At 36.5% G+C, this 18,563-nt stretch carries 23 protein-coding genes; 11 read left to right on the top strand and 12 right to left on the bottom strand.

Annotation, left to right across the window (positions count from 1 at the left end):
* Positions 1 to 29 precede the first annotated feature (29 nt).
* The 3 genes from O5636_RS03440 to O5636_RS03430 are packed head-to-tail and all read right to left on the bottom strand — an operon-like array spanning position 30 to position 2,166.
* The gene (locus O5636_RS03440; RefSeq protein ID WP_269623225.1) at positions 30 to 275 is read right to left on the bottom strand and encodes a 2Fe-2S iron-sulfur cluster-binding protein; all 246 of its coding nucleotides are present in this window, start codon (positions 273 to 275) and stop codon (positions 30 to 32) included.
* Positions 272 to 1,762 carry a cobyric acid synthase gene (locus tag O5636_RS03435; RefSeq protein WP_269623511.1) on the bottom strand — a complete coding sequence of 497 codons (1,491 nt, stop codon included), beginning with the start codon at positions 1,760 to 1,762 and terminating at the stop codon, positions 272 to 274. Before O5636_RS03435 ends, O5636_RS03440 begins: the two co-directional genes overlap by 4 nt.
* 29 nt (positions 1,763 to 1,791) lie before the next feature.
* Positions 1,792 to 2,166, bottom strand: a complete 375-nt coding sequence (locus tag O5636_RS03430) for an Npun_F0494 family protein (RefSeq protein ID WP_269623224.1) — start codon at positions 2,164 to 2,166, stop codon at positions 1,792 to 1,794.
* Positions 2,167 to 2,177: 11 nt separating this feature from the next.
* On the opposite strand from O5636_RS03430, the gene O5636_RS03425 reads away from it, so the two are divergent.
* The gene (locus O5636_RS03425; RefSeq protein ID WP_269623223.1) at positions 2,178 to 2,813 is read left to right on the top strand and encodes a nucleoside triphosphate pyrophosphatase; all 636 of its coding nucleotides are present in this window, start codon (positions 2,178 to 2,180) and stop codon (positions 2,811 to 2,813) included.
* 90 nt (positions 2,814 to 2,903) lie between these two features.
* On the opposite strand, the gene psbC is transcribed toward O5636_RS03425, so the two are convergent.
* Together psbC and psbD are read right to left on the bottom strand one after the other, a co-directional pair.
* Complete coding sequence (psbC, locus tag O5636_RS03420; RefSeq protein ID WP_269623222.1) at positions 2,904 to 4,286, bottom strand: photosystem II reaction center protein CP43; 1,383 nt, start codon at positions 4,284 to 4,286, stop codon at positions 2,904 to 2,906.
* A complete protein-coding gene (gene psbD, locus O5636_RS03415; protein ID WP_269623221.1) occupies positions 4,270 to 5,346 on the bottom strand; it encodes a photosystem II D2 protein (photosystem q(a) protein) in 1,077 nt (358 codons plus the stop codon). Before psbD ends, psbC begins: the two co-directional genes overlap by 17 nt.
* Before the next feature lie 178 nt (positions 5,347 to 5,524).
* Between psbD and O5636_RS03410 the strand changes: the two genes are divergently transcribed.
* A complete protein-coding gene (locus O5636_RS03410; protein ID WP_269623220.1) occupies positions 5,525 to 6,106 on the top strand; it encodes a photosystem I assembly protein Ycf4 in 582 nt (193 codons plus the stop codon).
* A gap of 21 nt (positions 6,107 to 6,127) precedes the next feature.
* Positions 6,128 to 6,811 (top strand): peptidylprolyl isomerase, encoded by a 684-nt coding sequence (locus O5636_RS03405; protein ID WP_269623219.1) that lies wholly within the window; start codon positions 6,128 to 6,130, stop codon positions 6,809 to 6,811.
* 19 nt (positions 6,812 to 6,830) lie between these two features.
* On the opposite strand, the gene ilvN is transcribed toward O5636_RS03405, so the two are convergent.
* Entirely contained in the window at positions 6,831 to 7,361 is a 531-nt protein-coding gene (ilvN, locus tag O5636_RS03400) for an acetolactate synthase small subunit (RefSeq protein WP_269623218.1), read from the bottom strand.
* Between the two features lie 5 nt (positions 7,362 to 7,366).
* Entirely contained in the window at positions 7,367 to 8,350 is a 984-nt protein-coding gene (locus O5636_RS03395; protein ID WP_269623217.1) for an alpha/beta fold hydrolase, read from the bottom strand.
* 230 nt (positions 8,351 to 8,580) lie between these two features.
* On the opposite strand from O5636_RS03395, the gene petM reads away from it, so the two are divergent.
* The 4 genes from petM (at position 8,581) to infA (ending at position 10,335) form a co-directional block, all read left to right on the top strand.
* A complete protein-coding gene (gene petM / locus O5636_RS03390; RefSeq protein WP_269623216.1) occupies positions 8,581 to 8,679 on the top strand; it encodes a cytochrome b6-f complex subunit PetM in 99 nt (32 codons plus the stop codon).
* A gap of 58 nt (positions 8,680 to 8,737) precedes the next feature.
* Complete coding sequence (locus tag O5636_RS03385; protein WP_269623510.1) at positions 8,738 to 9,700, top strand: NAD(P)H-binding protein; 963 nt, start codon at positions 8,738 to 8,740, stop codon at positions 9,698 to 9,700.
* Positions 9,701 to 9,758: 58 nt separating this feature from the next.
* The gene (locus O5636_RS03380) at positions 9,759 to 9,974 is read left to right on the top strand and encodes a hypothetical protein (RefSeq protein WP_269623215.1); all 216 of its coding nucleotides are present in this window, start codon (positions 9,759 to 9,761) and stop codon (positions 9,972 to 9,974) included.
* Between the two features lie 70 nt (positions 9,975 to 10,044).
* Entirely contained in the window at positions 10,045 to 10,335 is a 291-nt protein-coding gene (infA, locus tag O5636_RS03375; protein ID WP_269623214.1) for a translation initiation factor IF-1, read from the top strand.
* Between the two features lie 14 nt (positions 10,336 to 10,349).
* Here infA and trxB read toward each other — a convergent pair whose 3' ends face one another.
* From trxB to O5636_RS03360, 3 genes are all read right to left on the bottom strand, one after another.
* The gene (gene trxB / locus O5636_RS03370) at positions 10,350 to 11,726 is read right to left on the bottom strand and encodes a thioredoxin-disulfide reductase (protein WP_269623213.1); all 1,377 of its coding nucleotides are present in this window, start codon (positions 11,724 to 11,726) and stop codon (positions 10,350 to 10,352) included.
* Positions 11,727 to 11,789: 63 nt separating this feature from the next.
* Positions 11,790 to 12,032 carry a hypothetical protein gene (locus tag O5636_RS03365; RefSeq protein WP_269623212.1) on the bottom strand — a complete coding sequence of 81 codons (243 nt, stop codon included), beginning with the start codon at positions 12,030 to 12,032 and terminating at the stop codon, positions 11,790 to 11,792.
* Positions 12,033 to 12,247: 215 nt separating this feature from the next.
* A complete protein-coding gene (locus O5636_RS03360) occupies positions 12,248 to 12,826 on the bottom strand; it encodes an EF-1 guanine nucleotide exchange domain-containing protein (protein ID WP_269623211.1) in 579 nt (192 codons plus the stop codon).
* A gap of 130 nt (positions 12,827 to 12,956) precedes the next feature.
* On the opposite strand from O5636_RS03360, the gene O5636_RS03355 reads away from it, so the two are divergent.
* The 4 genes from O5636_RS03355 to O5636_RS03340 are packed head-to-tail and all read left to right on the top strand — an operon-like array spanning position 12,957 to position 16,945.
* Positions 12,957 to 14,099, top strand: coding sequence for an NAD(P) transhydrogenase subunit alpha (locus O5636_RS03355; RefSeq protein ID WP_269623210.1), 1,143 nt, complete (start codon positions 12,957 to 12,959; stop codon positions 14,097 to 14,099).
* Positions 14,099 to 14,392 (top strand): NAD(P) transhydrogenase subunit alpha, encoded by a 294-nt coding sequence (locus O5636_RS03350; protein ID WP_269623209.1) that lies wholly within the window; start codon positions 14,099 to 14,101, stop codon positions 14,390 to 14,392. Before O5636_RS03355 ends, O5636_RS03350 begins: the two co-directional genes overlap by 1 nt.
* 11 nt (positions 14,393 to 14,403) lie before the next feature.
* Positions 14,404 to 15,843 carry an NAD(P)(+) transhydrogenase (Re/Si-specific) subunit beta gene (locus O5636_RS03345; protein ID WP_269623208.1) on the top strand — a complete coding sequence of 480 codons (1,440 nt, stop codon included), beginning with the start codon at positions 14,404 to 14,406 and terminating at the stop codon, positions 15,841 to 15,843.
* Positions 15,830 to 16,945: a serine aminopeptidase domain-containing protein gene (locus O5636_RS03340; protein WP_269623207.1), complete on the top strand. Its 1,116-nt coding sequence runs from the start codon at positions 15,830 to 15,832 to the stop codon at positions 16,943 to 16,945. The genes O5636_RS03345 and O5636_RS03340 overlap by 14 nt, the downstream gene beginning before the upstream one ends.
* Here the strand turns inward: O5636_RS03340 and O5636_RS03335 are convergent.
* Together O5636_RS03335 and O5636_RS03330 are read right to left on the bottom strand one after the other, a co-directional pair.
* Positions 16,922 to 17,293 carry a (2Fe-2S) ferredoxin domain-containing protein gene (locus O5636_RS03335; protein ID WP_269623206.1) on the bottom strand — a complete coding sequence of 124 codons (372 nt, stop codon included), beginning with the start codon at positions 17,291 to 17,293 and terminating at the stop codon, positions 16,922 to 16,924. The genes O5636_RS03340 and O5636_RS03335 overlap by 24 nt on opposite strands.
* Entirely contained in the window at positions 17,293 to 18,543 is a 1,251-nt protein-coding gene (locus O5636_RS03330; RefSeq protein ID WP_269623205.1) for a 1-deoxy-D-xylulose-5-phosphate reductoisomerase, read from the bottom strand. Before O5636_RS03330 ends, O5636_RS03335 begins: the two co-directional genes overlap by 1 nt.
* Between the last annotated feature and the right edge of the window lie 20 nt (positions 18,544 to 18,563).

Below are 18,563 nucleotides of genomic sequence, written 5' to 3'. Positions count from 1 at the left end.
TTATATAACTTTCTAAATTTTAATAATAATTACCAATATGGATCATAGGAAAAACTAACTTTATGTAATAGCTTATTAGACTTAGGAATGTTGCTGATACAAGCCCTGACGACTTTTCCATTTACTTCGATTTCACATGCACCACAGCTACCAGTAAGGCAACCAGTCGGTATGCTAATACCAGCTTTATTGGCTTCCGCTAGCCAATCACCTCCTACGTTGGCAATAGAAAAAACCCCATTAGGCCATTCAATTTTAACTCTATCTTCTTTCATTCTTTCAGAACGGGTTCTAGATTAATATGTTTTTCAAAAGCATCAGTTAAGCGATTGATAAGCTTCTCTCTTTTTGCAGTATGATTTTCATTAATTAAAGGTAATTCTTTTAGATTTTGTTTTATTCTTATTCTATTTATCCACATTCTCCTCCACTCACCATTTTCAAATATTCCATGAAGATATGTACCGGCTATGTTTAATTGACTTTGATTATTGCTTACCCAACCTAAGGAAGATTCTTCACACAAAGAAGAAATTTCTTTTCTTTCAGAATCTATCGGTTCGCTGATCCCATGATGAATTTCGAAACCAGAGATAGTTGATTGATTTGGCCAATAAGCAAGTATATTTTTTGTTGATAAGGTTTTCTTAGGTTCAAATATTGTTTTGATTGGTAAAAGATTTAAACCCTCAAATTTATATTTATAGTTATCTTTGTAGGTTTGTTCCAAACAGTGAGGATCTTCTAAAGTTCTACCTAGAATTTGTAAGCCTCCACATATTCCAAAAATTATTCCTCCAGATAGGGCATATTTTTTTATTTGATCACCAAGTCCACTGGATTGAATCTTTTCAAGGTCTTTGAGAGTTTGTTTGCTACCAGGAATAATTATTGCATCAGGATTACCTAAAAAGTCACCAGGTTTAACCCATGTTAATCGAATATTAGGTTCTGCTTCTAAGGGGTCTAAATCTGAAAAATTACTAAGATAGGGAAGCTTAATAACTGTTATTTTAGTTTCAACATTTTCTTTAATTGCTTTCCTTTCCAGTAAATCTAATGAGTCTTCTGGCGGGAAAATTTCGTTCAGCCAGGGCATAATTCCTAATACAGGTATTCTTGATTCTTCTTCTATCCATTTTCGACCTTGGTCAAATAATGATATATCTCCGCGAAATCTATTAATAATAATCCCTTTAATTAAAGCTTTCTCATTAGCTGAAAGTAATGCAAGAGTTCCTATTAATTGAGCAAATACTCCACCTCTTTCAATGTCAGCAACTAATATACAATTTGCATTTAAATGCTTTGCTAATTTTAAATTAGTTAAGTCTCTATGTTTGAGATTTATTTCTACTGGACTTCCAGCTCCTTCTAAGATTAATCTACTATTTTTAAAAGAAGATTGGATATCTTCTAGCCCTTTATTAATAGCTTCCCAGCCTGGCATGAACCAATCTTTGTAATATCTAGCTGCTGTTGTAGTCCCCATACTTTTTCCAAGATGTATTACCTCGCTTAGAGAATCTCCTTGAGGCTTTAAGAGAATAGGATTCATTGCAGAAGTAGGTTCTAGTCCTGCTGCCCAGGCTTGAACAGCTTGTGAATAAGCCATTTCGCAATTATTTTTATCTAACCATGCGTTGTTGCTCATGTTTTGACCCTTAAATGGCACAGGAGTTTCTCCTCTTCTAAGGAGTAATCGGCAAATTGCTGTTGTAATTAATGATTTACCAGCTCCACTAGAGGTTCCTAGAACCATTAGTGAGTTAGGGTTGTTTATAGAAGTAATCACGATGTAAACAAATTTCTTAATATCCAATTTCTTATTAATTCATAGGCTGAAGCTTTTTGATTGGCTAAATCAGGTTCGTTTTTCAGAATAAAAGTCCCTAATGGCGTAAGACGAACTTTCGATGTTAAACCTTGCCCATCCACTTCTCTTCGAAGAATCCCAATTTTTATTAACCAGAGAAAGCAAGCTTCTATTTTTTCTGGATTTGTAAAACTAAAGAGATTTCTTGAAATATATTTCTTTTTCATTTGTAGAACTTTACTTGCTGATAAACCAGAAACCTCTGCATCTTTATAAAACTCTGTCGAGAGAGAAAGACACTTTATAGCTCTTTTGCTTCTATTAATAATATGCTTATCAAATAAATCCATTTCATTTTTTTGTGTTAATACTTGCTTCTGCTTCTAAGGCTCGAAGGAGTTTACTCAATCAGTTAAGCATTAATTTTGAAGTAATGGTTAGTAATATTGATGAAGAAAATTCTCAATTTAGAAATATAAAGGATTTGGTTCAACGTCTTGCTATTGCAAAAGCTCAATTTGTTCAGTCTGAAATTGAAAGTAATTATAATGATCTATCAAAAAACAAAAAAATATTAGGAGTTTTGGGATGTGATTCTTTATTTGAATTTAATGGCGAGATTTTTGGCAAACCAAAAAACGTTTTCGAAGCTTCTCAACGTTTGAAGATGATCTCATCTCAAAGTGGAGTTTTACATACTGGACATTGCTTGGCTTATAGAAGAATAAATAAGGCTAACAAAAGAGAAGAAAGTTTTGAAGGTCTTATTAAAGGTGTCGTAAGTACTTCGATTGATTTTTGTGAGATAAGTGATGACTTTATAGATTATTACGTAAATACCTTGGAACCTTTAAAATGTGCAGGGGGCTTTTCTATAGATGGGAAAGGTTCAACTATTATAAAAGGAATAAATGGTTGCTATAGCAATGTTCTTGGACTTAGTTTGCCTTGGTTATGGGATTCTTTAGATAAAGCTTCTATTAATACATATGGATAAAGTTTTGGGGCAATAAGTTTTTACAAATACAATTTAATTGCATAAAAAAAAGCCCTCAAAATTATTGAGGGCTTTTTTTATTTAGATTTTTTAATCTAGATCAGACATGGAAAGGGCAGGTTCGGTTTTGCGATCAATACCTTTCTCAAAACCACCAGCAGCAGCTCTAGCACGGCCAGCATGCCAAAGATGACCAATAAAGGTAAACCATCCTAGGAAGAAATGAGCTGAAGCAAGCCATTGACGAAGGTTAACGAAGTTAACTGCGTTTGGCTCTGTAATGATTCCACCAACAGAGTTGATAGAAGCATTAGGAGCATGAGTCATATACTCAGCTGCTCTTCTAACTTGCCAAGGCTGAATATCATTTTGGATTTTATCCAGACTTAGACCATTTTCTCCTCTTAGTGGTTCAAGCCAAGGGCCTCTGAAATCCCAGAAACGCATTGTCTCCCCACCAAATATGATTTCTCCTGTTGGAGAACGCATTAGATACTTACCTAATCCTGTAGGTCCCATTGTTGTGCCAACATTGGCTCCAATTCTTTGGTCTCTTACAAGGAAAGTGAAACTTTGGGCCTGAGATGCCTCAGCATTGGTAGGTCCATAGAATTCAGATGGATAGGCGGTGTTGTTAAACCATACAAATGTAGAAGCATAGAAGCTTGCTACACACAATCCACCTAATGCATAACTTAGTAAGGCTTCTCCATTCCAAATGAAAGCTCTACGAGCCCAACCAAAAGGTTTGGTTTGCATGTGGAAATGACCACCTAAAAGTTGGATGATGCCTAGGTAATAATGGCCACCGACGATATCTTCAACAGAATTAACTCCAACCATATTTCCTCCACCACCCCAAGGGGTTTGGAAGAGATATCCAAAGATAATTCCTGGATCTGTTGTTGGAGTTATTAAACGTACCTCTCCTCCACCTGGAGCCCATGTGTCATAAAGACCTCCAAGGAATTGCCAGTTGATAGCAAAAGCAAGTGAACCTAATCCAAGAACACATAAATGACGTCCTAGAATGGTTGTCATTTGATCTTTGTCTCTCCAGTCAGTGGAGAAGAATGGGAATTCTTCTTCTAATTTTTCTGGACCTGCAAGGGAATGATAGATACCCCCAAAACCAAGAACTGCTGAAGCAATTAGATGTATAACACCGGCTTGGAAATATGGCATTACATCAACAACTTCTCCACCTGGTCCAATGCCATAGCCAAACATAGCTACATGAGGAAGGAGGATTAATCCTTGTTCCCACATTGGCTTGTCAAAGGTGAAATGACTCACCTCGTAAAGCATCATTGCTCCTGCCCAGAAGACCATAAGTCCTGTATGAGCAATGTGGGCTCCTAGTAGTTTCCCAGAAAGATTGATTAAACGAGCATTGCCTACATACCAGGCATAACCAGTTTCTTCAATGCTTTGGTTAGGAGCTTTTAAAAGATTATTAAAGGGCGTTTCCACGTGGGAGTACCTCCTCAGGGAATACAAAGTTTTCGTGTGGCTGGTCCACAGAAGACATCCAAGCTCTCATACCTTCATTTAAAAGTATGTTTTTGGTATAAAAAGTTTCAAACTCAGGATCTTCAGCAGCTCTGATTTCTTGGCTTACGAAGTCATAGGCCCTTAAATTTAGAGCAAGCCCAACTATGCCTATGGCTGCGCACCACATACCCATTACAGGTACAAAGAGCATCAAGAAGTGAAGGAATCGTTTGTTTGAAAAAGCAATACCAAATATCTGACTCCAAAATCTGTTAGCAGTAATCATGGAGTAAGTTTCTTCTTCCTGAGTAGGATCAAAAGCTCTAAAAGTAGTGCTCTGAGTCTTTCCACCTGTATAAATACTGGTGTCTTCATAAAGAGTGTTCTGAACTGTTGCACCGTGAATTGCACAGAGCAAAGCTCCACCAAGAATTCCAGCTACACCCATCATGTGAAATGGATTTAGCGTGATGTTATGGAAACCTTGAATAAAGAGAATGAATCGGAAAATAGCTGCCACCCCAAAAGAAGGAGCAAAAAACCAGCTGTGTTGTCCTAAAGGATATATAAGGAAACATGCTGTAAAAACAGCTATTACAGCAGAAAAGGCTAGAGCGTTGTAAGGCCTAATACCTACAAGTCTTGCAATTTCAAACTGACGCAGCATGAAACCAATAAGGCTGAATGCGCCATGGAGAACAACGAAATTCCATAGTCCGCCAAGTTGAAGCCAGCGAACAAGACTGCCCTGAGCTTCTGGTCCCCATAGGAATAGAAGACTATGACCCATGGCGTCACCAGGGGTACTAACAGCGGCAGTAAGGAAATTACATCCTTCTAGGTAAGAGCTGGCAACACCATGGGTGTACCAGGAGGTTACGAAGGTTGTGCCTAAAAACCATCCACCGATCGCCAGATAGGCAGTAGGGAAGAGAAGAAGACCAGACCAACCAACAAATACGAATCGGTCGCGCTTTAACCAGTCATCGAGGATGTCGAACCATCCTCTTTCTTGGGCGCCACCAACAGCGATCGTCATGAGAGCAACGTTGCTGAACTTTTGGGATACGCTCGAGACTTTAACAATTTCAGAACCCTCTCGGGGGAAATTTTTATCAGATGAAATCCGTTGTTGTATTGCTAATCAATCCAAGAAATGAATTTTTACGTTTTTTTTACCCTATTTCATAGACAATGGAATTTACTTATGCCCTGTTATGTCAGCTGATCTTCAGGAATCCCCAAATACGGGAGACCCTTCAGAAACCCTTCTGGAACAATTTGTTAAAGGTTCAAAAAAAACTTCTAATTATATAGTTGCTTCAATGCTGACAATAGGAGGAATTGGTTTTTCATTAGCTTCTATATCAAGTTATTTGGGAAAAGATCTTCTTCCTTTAGGTAATCCTTCAACTTTGATTTTTGTTCCTCAAGGATTATTTATGGGGTTTTATGGTATTTCGGGTACTTTAATTGCTTGTTACCTGTGGGCGTTAATAAGAGTGGATTATGGTTCGGGCTTTAATCGCTTTGATAAGGAAAAAGGTGTTCTTTCAATAGATAGGCAAGGATTTTTTAAGAAAATTACTATTGAAATTCCTATCAATGAAATTCAAGCAGTTAAATTGGAGATTCGTGAGGGATTTAATCCAAGGAGAAGAATAGTTTTAAGACTTCAAGGAAGAAAAGACTTGCCTATAAGTGAAGTTGGTGGGCCTCAACCTCTTCTTTACCTTGAAAAACAAGGCGCTGAGCTTGCTAGCTTTTTAAGAGTTAATTTAGAAGGCCTTTCTAATTAATTGTCATTGACACATAAAAACATGGACTTGCATTTTTTGCGCAAGTTTTTACCTTTGACTTCATTAATTATATTTAATTTATTTGGTTGCTATAACCCAAACAAAAGCTATTATAGTCAATTTTGTAAATCAGTAGAAAATATCTGTTTAAATGGTAAGAGTCGGGTTGAGATGATTACAACTAAAGGGACAATTTTGATAGAGGTAAATTCTGATCTAGCACCAGTAACCTCATCTAATTTCCTTGATTTAGTTGACAAAGGTTTTTATATTGGAACTACTTTTAATAGAGTAATCAAAAAGCCATTTCCTTATATTATTCAGGGTGGGTATAAAAGTAATAATTTTATTTTCGATCGACAAAACAATTTTGGCAATAAATTAATTAATAATAAAAATCGAATTTTTAGAACTATACCTCTTGAGATAAAGTTAATTAATGAAAAATACCCTCGATATAATCAACCTGTTTTAAAAAATGATGATTTTATTAATATTCAACTAACTCATAAAAGAGGGGTTTTAGCAATGGCAAGAACTAAGTTACTAGAGTCATCCTCAATTCAATTTTATATAGCTTTAAAAGATTTACCAGAATTAGATGGAAGGTATAGTGTTTTTGGAAAAGTTCTAAAAGGAATGGCTGTTATAGATTCTCTAGAAGAGGGAGATGAAATATTAGATGTAATTCAGATAAATAAATAATTCCAATATTATATATATTTTAAGCAGGTAAATTATTTAAATTTGAGGATGATTTTAACATCTCAGTGTTAACACCTGATGCTCTTTCTAATGCGACTTTCCCTGTTCTTGCTATTTCAAGTATTCCATAAGGCTTTAATAATTTCTCTAATGCAACTAATTTCCCTGGGTCCCCTACAACTTCTAAAGTAAGAGCATCATCGGAAACATCAACTACCTTAGCCCTGAAAACCTGAACCAAATCAAGGATACTTGACCTTTGTTCGTTTTTTGCGGCAACTTTTAAAAGCATTAATTCTCTTTCTACAGCTGGGAATTTACTTAAGTCGATAACATTTAAAACGTTGATTAATTTGTCGAGTTGCTTCGACATTTGTTGGAGAGTTAAATCATCTCCTTCTACAACCATTGTCAAACGAGATATCCCAGGGGATTCAGCAGGACCAACTGCAAGGCTTTCTATATTGAACCCTCTTCTGGCAAATAACCCTGATATCCTGCTAAGAGCTCCAGATTGGTCTTCTACAAGTACTGAAAGTGTGTGCTTCATATCTTTTATATATACCCTTCTAAATTATTTTTCAACCAATGTAAAACGTATTGGTTAAAGTTTTTAGGAGATTCGTCATGAGGGCAATGACCAGTTCTCTCAATAATTGATAATTGTAACCATGAATGATCTTTAATAAGTTTTTTTCCTATTCGTAAAGGTACAAATTTGTCTTCACTTCCCCATATTATTAGGATTGGCATATGTTTTGGAAAGGATGCTATTCGAGATAGGAGAGAAGGTGCTTTAGAAATTTCATCACGAGTTGACATGCCAATACACATAGAGCGAAGAACCCTTCCAGCACTATATCTTTTAGCAGGTTCAAGAATTATTTGTTTTAAGTCGAAGTCGTTTTTTACCGAGTGAGAATAAGCAGATTGAATAGCAATATCAATTAATTTTGTTTTTATAATAAATCTAACTATTGTTCTTAAAGGTAGAAAATTAAAAAAGGTTTTAATAAAGAAATTTTTGATTTTTAATAGCCACTTGGGTATGGTTAGAAATTTATCTTGTATTAATGCTGGGTCAGGTAATGGAGCTGCAATTACTGCTTTAACAAGGTTTGGATGACAAGCTGCTGTGGTTAATGCTGTTAGGCCGCCAAGAGAATTTCCTAAAAGAACTACTTTCTCATCGTTTTTTGGAAAAACTATTTCTTTTACGAAAGCAGCTACTTGATTAGCCCAAAATATATTATCTAATTTTTTCAGCTTTCTTTGACTAGGTTGTTCAGACTTCCCAAATCCAATTAGATCTAATCCATAGACTTTAAATCCATTTTCAGCCAAAAAACTAGCGTTATATCTCCAATGAGAACTGCTTGCGCCAAAACCATGAAGCAAAATAATTGATTTTTGGTTTTCTTCTCCTAATAGTCTCCAATGACAAAATAATCCGTTCCAATTCCAAAAATGTTGTTCTCCCCAATTTGGGATGTTTTGAGAAGCTATACCATCATTAGCTTCTGCTTGGTTTGCATTCAATGAGGTAGGAGCTAGTTTATTCAAACTATGCTAATAAGAAATTACCCTACCTAAGGTTTTTCCTTTGAAATGAATTTATAACAAACGTTGAATAGTGCTCTTAGCAAATTTCATTTAATTCGCTAGCTAAGCTTTAAGAGTTTATTTTTTTTATTGCTTTTGGGTTAAATAGCTTGGGGATTTATATGGTAGGGGTTTTAATAGATACTTAAATGATATAAATTAATTAAATGGCTTCAGAGATTTTTGGTACTGCTGCAATTTTTTGGGTTTTAATACCTTTGGGCCTTATCGGAGGTGCTTTCCTTCTTAAGGTTCAAGGGAAATGATATCTCTCACGTTATTGATTGCTTACCACTAAGCTTCTGACTGATAATGACCTCTGGAATGAAGGTTTTAATTGTTGGTGGAACTGGCACCCTAGGCAGGCAGATAGCCAAAAAGGCTATTGATGCTGGCTTTCAGGTTAGGTGTATGGTTCGTCGCCCTCGCAAAGCTTCCTACCTACAAGAGTGGGGGTGTGAATTAACTCAAGGAGATTTGCTTAATCCAAAAGATATTGAATATTCTCTTAAAGATATTGATGCTGTTATAGATGCGGCTACTAGTAGACCAGATGATCCTAGAAGTGTTTATGAAACAGATTGGGAAGGTAAATTAAATCTTTATAGAGCATGTGATTCTACTGGAGTAAAAAGAGTTGTATTTTTATCTTTATTGGCAGCAGAAAAATTTAGAAAAGTTCCATTAATGGACATCAAATATTGTACAGAAAGCTTATTGATTGATTCTTCATTGGACTTCACTATCTTGCAAGGCGCTGCTTTTATGCAAGGTGTTATTGGTCAATTTGCCATTCCAATTTTAGATAGTCAACCTGTCTGGATTAGTGGTAATTCAAGTGATATTGCGTACATGAATACAGAGGATATGGCTTCTTTTGCTGTGGCAGCATTAAGTAAGCCTGAAACAATTAGAAAAAGTTTTCCAGTTGTTGGTCCAAAATGTTGGAGTAGTCAGGAAGTAATTGAATTGTGTGAAAAGTTCAGTGATAAGAAGGCAAAGATTCTAAGAGTATCTCCTGCTTTTATAGGTTTAGCTAAGACATTAGTTTCTTTTTTTCAAGCCTCATTGAATGTTGCTGAAAGACTTTCTTTTGCAGAAGTTAGCGGCAGTGGCATTAGTCTTAATGCACCTATGGATGAAACCTATAAGATTTTTGGATTAGACCCTGCTTCTACTACTAATTTAGAATCTTATATACAAGAATATTATGATGTGATTCTCAAGCGACTTAGGGAAATGGAGAAGGATTTAAATAGAGAACAGAAAAAAAAGCTTCCTTTTTGAATAGAGTACTTGAAAAAGGATAGTTTGTTTGTACTATGGGATTTGATTGGTTTTTTTTATGTCAATTAATCAAATTAAAAATTTAAATAGAAGACTTGAGAACCTTGCTTTTGAAGCAACTAAGGAGCTTGACAAGGCATCTGGTACGGAGTTATGGAGAACTATTGGCTTTGAGGCTTTTGATGGCTTACAAGACAGTGATAGAAGGGCAATAGCTAATTATTACTTTGGTCAATTACAGACTGTTAAAGAACTTCAAGAGGTTTTGAGCTAGTAACGATGGATTCTAAAGATACTTTTTAGAATAGAATTAAGGTTAGGTTCTTAAAAAATGTAAATTACGAATGATTGAAACATCCGGAGTTATAGAGAAAGAGCAAGGTAATGGCTTTTATTTAGTCACTCTTGAGCAACCTGAAGGTCATCAATGCTTATGCAGAGCAGCAGGAAAACTCACAAAATTCCGTATAAAACTTCTTGCTGGCGATAAAGTTTTAGTTGAAATTAGTCCATATGATCTTACTCGAGGAAGAATTACTTATAGAGAAAGGAATGCCGGGGCAGGTTCAAAGCCAGGCAATAGGCCAGGCAATAAGCCAGGAGGAGCAAGATCTGGAGGAGGTCGAAGAAGGTAAAAAATAATTTTGAATTAATTTAAAAGTTTATATATTGCTTCTTTAAATACACTTCTTTGTTTGACCCCTTTCCATTCAGATATAAGGTTCTTATTTTTAAAAAGCTGAACAGTTGGAGTTCCATTTACTCCAGCTTGCTTGGCTATATCACTTTCTAAATCAATATCTATCTCAATTCCTTGAGCATTACCTTTTAGCTCTTCAAGAACTCTTTTTAATTGAGGTTTTAATACATGGCATGGACCACAATTTGGAGATGTGTAAATAACTAATATTGGATTAAGACTTTCATGATAAAGCTTTCTTAATGCATAACTTCCTTTTTGCCATAGAGCTTTGGGGTTGAAATTTTCTTTTGTTGATAATTGAACCTCTTCTTTTTTTTCTATTTTAGATGGCTCAATAGATTCTCTTTTGATTAAAGAAGAAAGATTTGTTTTGGCAAGCCATCTTTCTGCCGCTAGTGCGGCTTTGCATCCACTGCCTGCTGCTGTAATTCCTTGACGCCATTCAGAATCTGCAACATCTCCTGCTGCGAATACACCATCGATTGAGGTTTCAGGTCTGCCTGGTTTGGTAACGATATATCCATGGGGATCTTTATCAAGAAGACCTTGAACAAGGGTGGTATTAGGGGTGTGCCCAATTGCGTAAAAAACACCTTTTACATAGATTATTTCTTCTTGAGAATTCGATCCTTTTCTAATTTTTAAGCTTGTCAACCATTCCTCTCCTTCTACATCTACTAATTCTGTTTCCCAATGAATTGTTATTTCAGAGTTTGCAAGTACCCGATCAGACATTGCTTTACTAGCTTTTAATTTGTTTGATCTAACTATTAAATGAACATGACTTCCATATTTTGTGAGATAAACGGCCTCTTCACATGCAGAATCACCTCCTCCAACAACTGCTAATTCTTCATTTCGAAATTGAGGAGTTGCTCCATCACATATTGCACAAGCACTGATTCCTCTAGACCAATACTTTTTTTCATTTGGTATTCCTAATTTATTGGCTCTTGCCCCGGTAGCAATTATTAAAGAGTGGGTATTAATGGATTTTTCTAAGGTTTTAATTTGAAATGGTCGTTGACTAAGATCAACTGCTTCTGCATCTAGTTCTAATAGTTTAGTTCCCCATCTAATAGCTTGAGATTTGATTAAATCCATTAATTCTGGTCCCATGATTCCATCTGGGAAACCTGGGAAATTTTCTACAAAGGTGGTTGTCATTAATTGGCCACCAGGAATGCCTCCGAGTTGAAAACCTGTAATTAATAATGGTTGGAGATTAGCTCTTGCTGCATAAATGGCAGCTGTATAACCTGCTGGACCTGAGCCTATTATTACTAGATTTTCAATTGGTAGTTTTTCTTGTGCATTATCCATAGATATTATTTATATCTCTTAGTTAGATGATTATAGTTATTAAAAAAAGAGTATGTTTGTTTTTTAAAGTTCAAGCAATTCATCTTGATCACTAGTTTCTTCTTTAAGTGAAATCAATTTATTTGGAACTTTAAGCATAGATGAGTCTAATTGAGAAGGATTACTGCCTAGGCATACTATCCATTCACGAAACTCTTGGGTTATTGCATAACTGTCTTCGTAGCGCTCAATACTATCTAATAGTGAAATTCTGCTAGATGCCCAGCAACTAGCAATGTTAATGCGTCTTTCTAGAGGTTTGTCCATAAAGTCCTCCCAATGGCAGATACCTTTGCATAGACATCTGACCTGTTGAGGTATATTTTTTACAAAAAAGTATTTTTCTCTACAAATAGAATTAATGTCTTAATAAATTCTTTATATCTAAAACGTAAACAAAGGGATTTGACTAATAATAAATATTTCCTTAAGACTATTAATCTAGGTTTAAAAGCATTTGAAAATTGACTTTTTCTATTTTTTTAGAGAGATTCAGCATGGTTTAAAAGTAATTTTTTAACTTCAACAATTCCTTCGTGAGCAGCTTTTCTTGCAATATTAAAATCTCCTGTTGACTCGTCTAATAACTTTTCTGCTAATCGATCTAGTAAATCTTCTTTTTTTTCTTCTAGAATAGCCATTATTTCACTTTCTATAAGTGATCTAACAGCTTTTGATCTTAGATGATCTTCAGTTGCTTCTTCGAAGGTTCCTTGAACAAGTTCTTGAATAAATAAACGGTGAACTTCACTACTCCTAAGAAAACTCTCAGTTGCATTGATAATTCCTTCAACTAGTGTTTCATCTGGTTCTGAATTGTTGTCTGCAAGCTTGAATTCCCAATCAAGATGTTTTCTTTGCCAGCCTGATGAATGAAGACTGGGCATAACCGTTTGTGAAAATGTATCTACAGACATTTCGTAGATTCTTTCGGCTAAGCGCTCACACCATTCCCTTCCATGATTTTGGAGGTTTTTTTCCATTGCTGTTCGAGGGATAGCATGTCCTCCATGATGGCTATGACATACACCGTCTGGACACTCGATTGCTTTTAAGCTCATATTCTTTCAGAATATTTAGGTTCTTCTTTCTTGATAGCCATAATCCTTCGTAAGGAAAAGCTTTTTTCAACAAAAATCCTGGTCTTCGAACCTTTTAGTCTTAGTCTTTAAATTAAGAATCGATTTTATCTTGCCAAGACTTTTAATTCCGATCGAAACAGCTTTAGGTGAAACTCGTGTTTCGGCTACACCTGAGACTGTTAAGAAACTAATTTCCATAGGCTTTTCCGTCTATTTCAAAAAAGGTGCAGGTGAAAGAGCTGGATTCTCAGACGATAGTTATTTGGCTGCAGGTGCTGATCTCTTCTCAGAAGAAAATGGAGAACTTGTTAATCAGATAGATGTAGTCCTGTGTGTTAATTGCCCTTGCCAAGAATTTTTGTCAAAACTTAAAAAAGGTGTATTAATAGTTGGTTTACTAGCTCCTTATGGGAATACAAATCTTGCTACTTCTATAGAATCAGGTGGTATTTCTGCTTTGTCACTTGAACTTTTGCCAAGAATAAGTAGAGCTCAATCTTCTGATGTTCTTTCTTCGCAAGCAAATATTGCTGGTTATAAAGCTGTGCTTTTAGGGGCAAGTGCTTTAGATAGGTATTTCCCGATGTTAATGACCGCGGCAGGTACTGTTCAGCCAGCAAAAGTGGTCGTTTTAGGAGCTGGAGTGGCAGGCTTACAAGCAATTGCAACAGCTAAGAGGCTTGGAGCAGTTGTTTTCGTTAGTGATATACGACCGGCTGTAAAAGAACAGATTGAATCTTTAGGAGCAAGATTTATAGAGCCTCCAGCAATTGCTGAGGATCCCTCTGAGTCTGGTGGATATGCCACACAAGTTTCAGATGAATTCCTTATTGCTCAGCGTCAAGAGTTGAAGAAACAATTAATAGATGCTGATGTTGCTATTTGTACGGCACAAGTGCCTGGGAAGAAATCACCTCGACTAATTGATGAGGAAATGCTTGATCAAATGAGGTCGGGGTCAGTTGTTGTTGATCTTGCCGTTTCTCAAGGTGGAAATTGTTTTGGAACTAAACCTGGAGAAACAATTTTAAGAAAAGGAGTCAAACTAATAGGAGCATCAGATTTGCCATGCACTGTCCCTAATCATGCAAGTACTCTGTTCGCAAGGAATTTATTGGCTCTCTTGGAACCTTTGATGAATGAAGCTGAACTTACACTTAATACTGAAGACGAATTAATAGATGGGGCTTTAATTAGCAAGAATGGTGTGATTCGTCATGCTCACTTAATTAATTCAGGAGGATCTAATTGATGTCTTTTCTTAGCGAGGCTTTTTGGGTGCTTCTATTAGGAAGCCTTCTAGGGTTAGAACTGATTGGGAAAGTACCTCCGACTTTGCATACTCCTTTAATGAGTGGGGCTAATGCAATTTCAGGGATAACAATGCTGGCAGCTCTTACTTTGATAATTAAAGCGGGGAGCAATATTCCATTATTAGTTATGGGGTCTATTTCTCTTGCCTTTGCATTATTCAATGTAGTTGGAGGTTTTCTTGTAACTGACAGGATGCTTGCAATGTTTAGCCGTAAAAAATCACATAAATAAGGAGCAATTTAATGAATCTTTCTGAGATATTGAAATTTGCGATTGATCTCTTAGCAGTACTGTTATTGGCTTTAGGTATTAAGGGCCTGTCAAAGGTTCGTTCAGCGCGTGAAGCCAATCGTTTAGCTGCTATCGCAATGACTCTTGCTGTTATAGGGGTTTTTGTTGATTCTTTTCTTAACTCAAGTATATCTGTAATTTCGTTGATTTGGATAGGTTTTGGTTCTGTAGTAGGTGCTTTCTTGGGAATGCTTGTGGCCAAGAGAGTTTCTATGACAGCAATGCCTGAGACGGTTGCTCTTTTTAACGGATGTGGAGGGATGTCTTCACTTTTGGTTGCTTTGGCTGTGGCTATTTCGCCTTTTTCTAGTTCACCAGAAGAATTGGGAACTCTTTTGGTTGAGAGAATCTCAATAGTAATTTCTATTTTTGTTGGGTCTATAACCTTTACTGGATCTATAGTTGCTATGGCTAAATTGCAGGGTTGGCTCTCAACCCCTGCATGGATGCTAAGTAAAGTTCGTCATGTAATAAATATTGGTTTAGCAGTGTTATCGCTAGTAGCTATAGGCTCACTCTTAAGTGGGAGTGGAAGTGGAATTTGGTTATTAGTTATAGGCTCAGCTGTTTTGGGGATAGGAGTGACATTACCTATAGGTGGTGCTGATATGCCAGTAGTTATCTCATTATTAAATAGCTACTCTGGTGTAGCTGCAGCATCAGCAGGATTTGTTGTAGGTAGCCAACTCTTGATCGTTGCTGGTGCAATGGTTGGGGCAGCTGGTTTAATTCTTACGCAGGTAATGTGTAATGGTATGAATAGATCTTTGATTTCAGTCCTTTTTGGAGGTGCATTAGGTTCGACAATATCCTCGGGAGATAGTGATTCTGGTGAATATAAAAACATCACTAGTTGTAGCGTTGAAGAATGCGCTTTAACCCTTGAAGCTGCAGAACGGGTTGTAATAGTTCCTGGCTATGGTTTGGCTGTAGCACAAGCCCAACATACGCTTAGAGAAGTTACTAGAGCTTTAGAAGGGAGTGGAATAGAAGTGGTTTATGCAATTCACCCTGTTGCTGGCCGTATGCCTGGGCATATGAATGTTCTTTTGGCAGAGGCAGATGTCCCTTATGAACAATTAAAAGAAATGGATGTCGTTAACCCTGATTTTCCAGCCACTGATGTTGTATTAGTACTTGGTGCAAATGATGTTGTTAACCCTCAAGCAAAAAATGACCCAACATCTCCATTGTATGGAATGCCAGTTCTAGATGTTCAGGAAGCTAGAACAGTATTTGTGGTTAAAAGAGGAATGAGTGCTGGATATTCAGGTATAAAAAATGATCTTTTTGATTTGTCAAATACCTCTATGGTTTTTGGGGATGCCAAGAAAGTATTAGGGGAACTCTTATTGGAATTAAAGGAATTAGGTATTAGTGGTAAAGCTTGAACATTCGGGACTTATTCCTCAGATTGGGATCACTCCTTTTAAGGAGCGTTTACCTTGGATAGGAGGAGATCTGCAAACACTTAGAGATACTTTTGTTGACGATAGAATTCACCTATCAGATGAAGATCCTATAAAAATTCAAGTACCTTCTAAATTAAATTCGATATCGACTAAAGAGTATTTAATTGCTTTTTTAAATAAACCTCCTAAATCCCAACAGATAAAGGGTTTAGTGTTAATGATTCATGGACTGGGTGGATCAAGTCGTCGAAGAGGTCTAAGGAGGATGGCATTCTCCTTAATTGAATCAGGCTTTGCAGTATTACGAGTTAATCTTAGAGGAGCTTCTCCTGGAAGAGAGTTTGCATCAGGGACATACTCAGCGAATTGTAATAGTGATATATTCCCTGTAATTCAGAAAGCTAGAGACATACTTGATTTATTGATAAAGAAGGAAGAGCTAGTAAGCAAATATAGTCCTCTTTTTGGAGTAGGAATTTCCTTAGGCGGGACGATTCTTTTGAATGCTTGTTTAGAATTTGGTTTATCTTTCAACAGACCTGCTTTAGATGGTTTGGTATGCATAAGCAGTCCTTTGGACTTGGCAGAATGTAGTGCTTCAATTGAGAGAATTCGTAATAAGCTTTATCAAACCTGGTTATTGAATAGATTAATTAGACAAACTCTAGAAGATCCTTTTGGAATTAAAGATTCCGAAAGAGATCTTTTGGTTAGAGAAAGTATAAGAACTTTTCCAAAGATTGCATCTATACGGGCTTTTGATTCGATCATTACAGCCCCTAGATGGGGATTTAAGAATGTAGATATTTATTATAAGGAAGCCTCCCCATTAAAGACATTACTCAGCAGAAATTCTATTAAATTACCAAATACTTTCTTCATTCAAGCCCTTGACGATCCATGGGTTCCTCCAAATGGTGCGAAAACTTTGAAAGAGAAAGTGAACAATAATCAATTATCTTATAAAATGGAAATTCTTTTGACGAATAAGGGCGGTCATAATGGTTTTCATTCTGTGAATGGATGCTGGGGCGACGATGTGGTTAAAAGTTGGCTTCTAAGATGTAGTTCTAGTTCTTAATTCTTTAGTAAAACTTGCCAGAGGTGTTTCTTTTATTATCCATTCTTTAATAGGGTTTCCTTTTATTAGGTGATTAGTAATTATTGCATCTATCCGTTTTGGGGAGACATTTTCGTACCAAATGCCATCTGGCCATATCAAGAGAATTGGACCTGATTTACATACTCTGAGACAATCTACTTTGCTACGTAAAATCATTCCTTTTGGATGATTAGGACTGTCAAGATTTAGATTTTTTAAAATATTTTTTAGTCGTTCCCAACTTTTAATGCCTTGTGTGCTCTTACAACATAATTGCTTTTTAGATGATGCACAAAGCAATAAGTGATAACGCACTTTCGTATTCATTAGTTATAACTTGCCATTGTTATTTGAGATGAGTTTTTTTGTACTTCAGCCCTTACAGCTTTTCGAGCCCAAATGTCAACATCAATCACATCATCAAGTTTAGGGGAAGAGGAAAAGTCTGGCTTGTGATTTTCACAAGCAGCTTCAATGACTTTTGGAATATTTAAAAAATGTATTTTTTCTTTTAGAAATAATGCTACGGCTTCTTCATTGGCAGCATTAAGAACTGCTGGCATAGTGCCACCAGCTTTTCCTGCCGCATAAGCAAGTTCCATACATGGGTATTTTGTAGTGTTTGGTTTATTGAATGTTAATTGCCCTACTTCAGAAAGGTTTAGTCTTTTCCATGGGGTTTCAACTCTTTCTGGCCAACTCATTGCATATAAAATAGGTAGTTTCATGTCTGGCCAGCCCATTTGAGCTAAAACTGAAGAATCTGCTAATTCAATCATTGAATGAATAATACTTTGAGGGTGAACGACTATTTCTATGTTGTCGTAATCAAGACCAAATAAATAATGGGCTTCAATTACTTCTAGACCTTTATTCATTAAGGTTGCTGAATCCACTGTTATTTTTTTGCCCATGCTCCAATTGGGATGGCTAGTAGCATCTTTTACAGTGGCATTTTTTAAATCCTCTGCGCCCCAATCACGAAAGGCACCACCAGAAGCAGTTAATTGAATGTTTCTTAATCCAGGTGTTGGGATACCTGTTGATAGGCGAGCATTCTCAGCCCATGGTGTTCCTTGTAGACATTGAAATATTGCTGAATGCTCAGAATCTGCAGGAAGGAGTCTACTTCCACTACGCTTTAATTCAGGCAGAACAACTGGGCCTGCTGCTATTAAAGTTTCTTTATTGGCAAGAGCTATGTCTTTCCCTGCTTTGATTGCAGCTAGAGTTGGGAGAAGACCAGCACAGCCAACAATGCCAGTCACGACAAGATCGGAATTGCTCCATGCAGCTGCTGTTTGTAACCCTTCATTACCTGCAACTAATTGGGGAAGATTCTTTGGTTTGTCTTTAGGAGGTAATATCTCTAAACGTTCTTTAAGTTCAGGTAAATGAATTTCATCTGCGAGTGCGACTAATTCTGGTTCGTGTTGCTTAATTTGCTCTATGAGTAAATCAAGATTCTTCCCTGCTGTTAAAGCAACTACGGTGAATTCTTCTGGGAATTCCTGGGCTATTTCAAGGGTTTGGGTGCCAATAGAACCAGTTGAACCCAGCACGCTTATGGCTTTCACAATGTTAAATAGTTTTTAAT

The organism is Prochlorococcus marinus str. MIT 0918 (assembly GCF_027359415.1).
In the GTDB taxonomy this organism is placed as follows: Bacteria; Cyanobacteriota; Cyanobacteriia; order PCC-6307; family Cyanobiaceae; genus Prochlorococcus_E; species Prochlorococcus_E marinus_C.
Note: the sequence above shows the minus strand (reverse complement) of the source record. Positions and strands in the feature narration are given on the sequence as shown.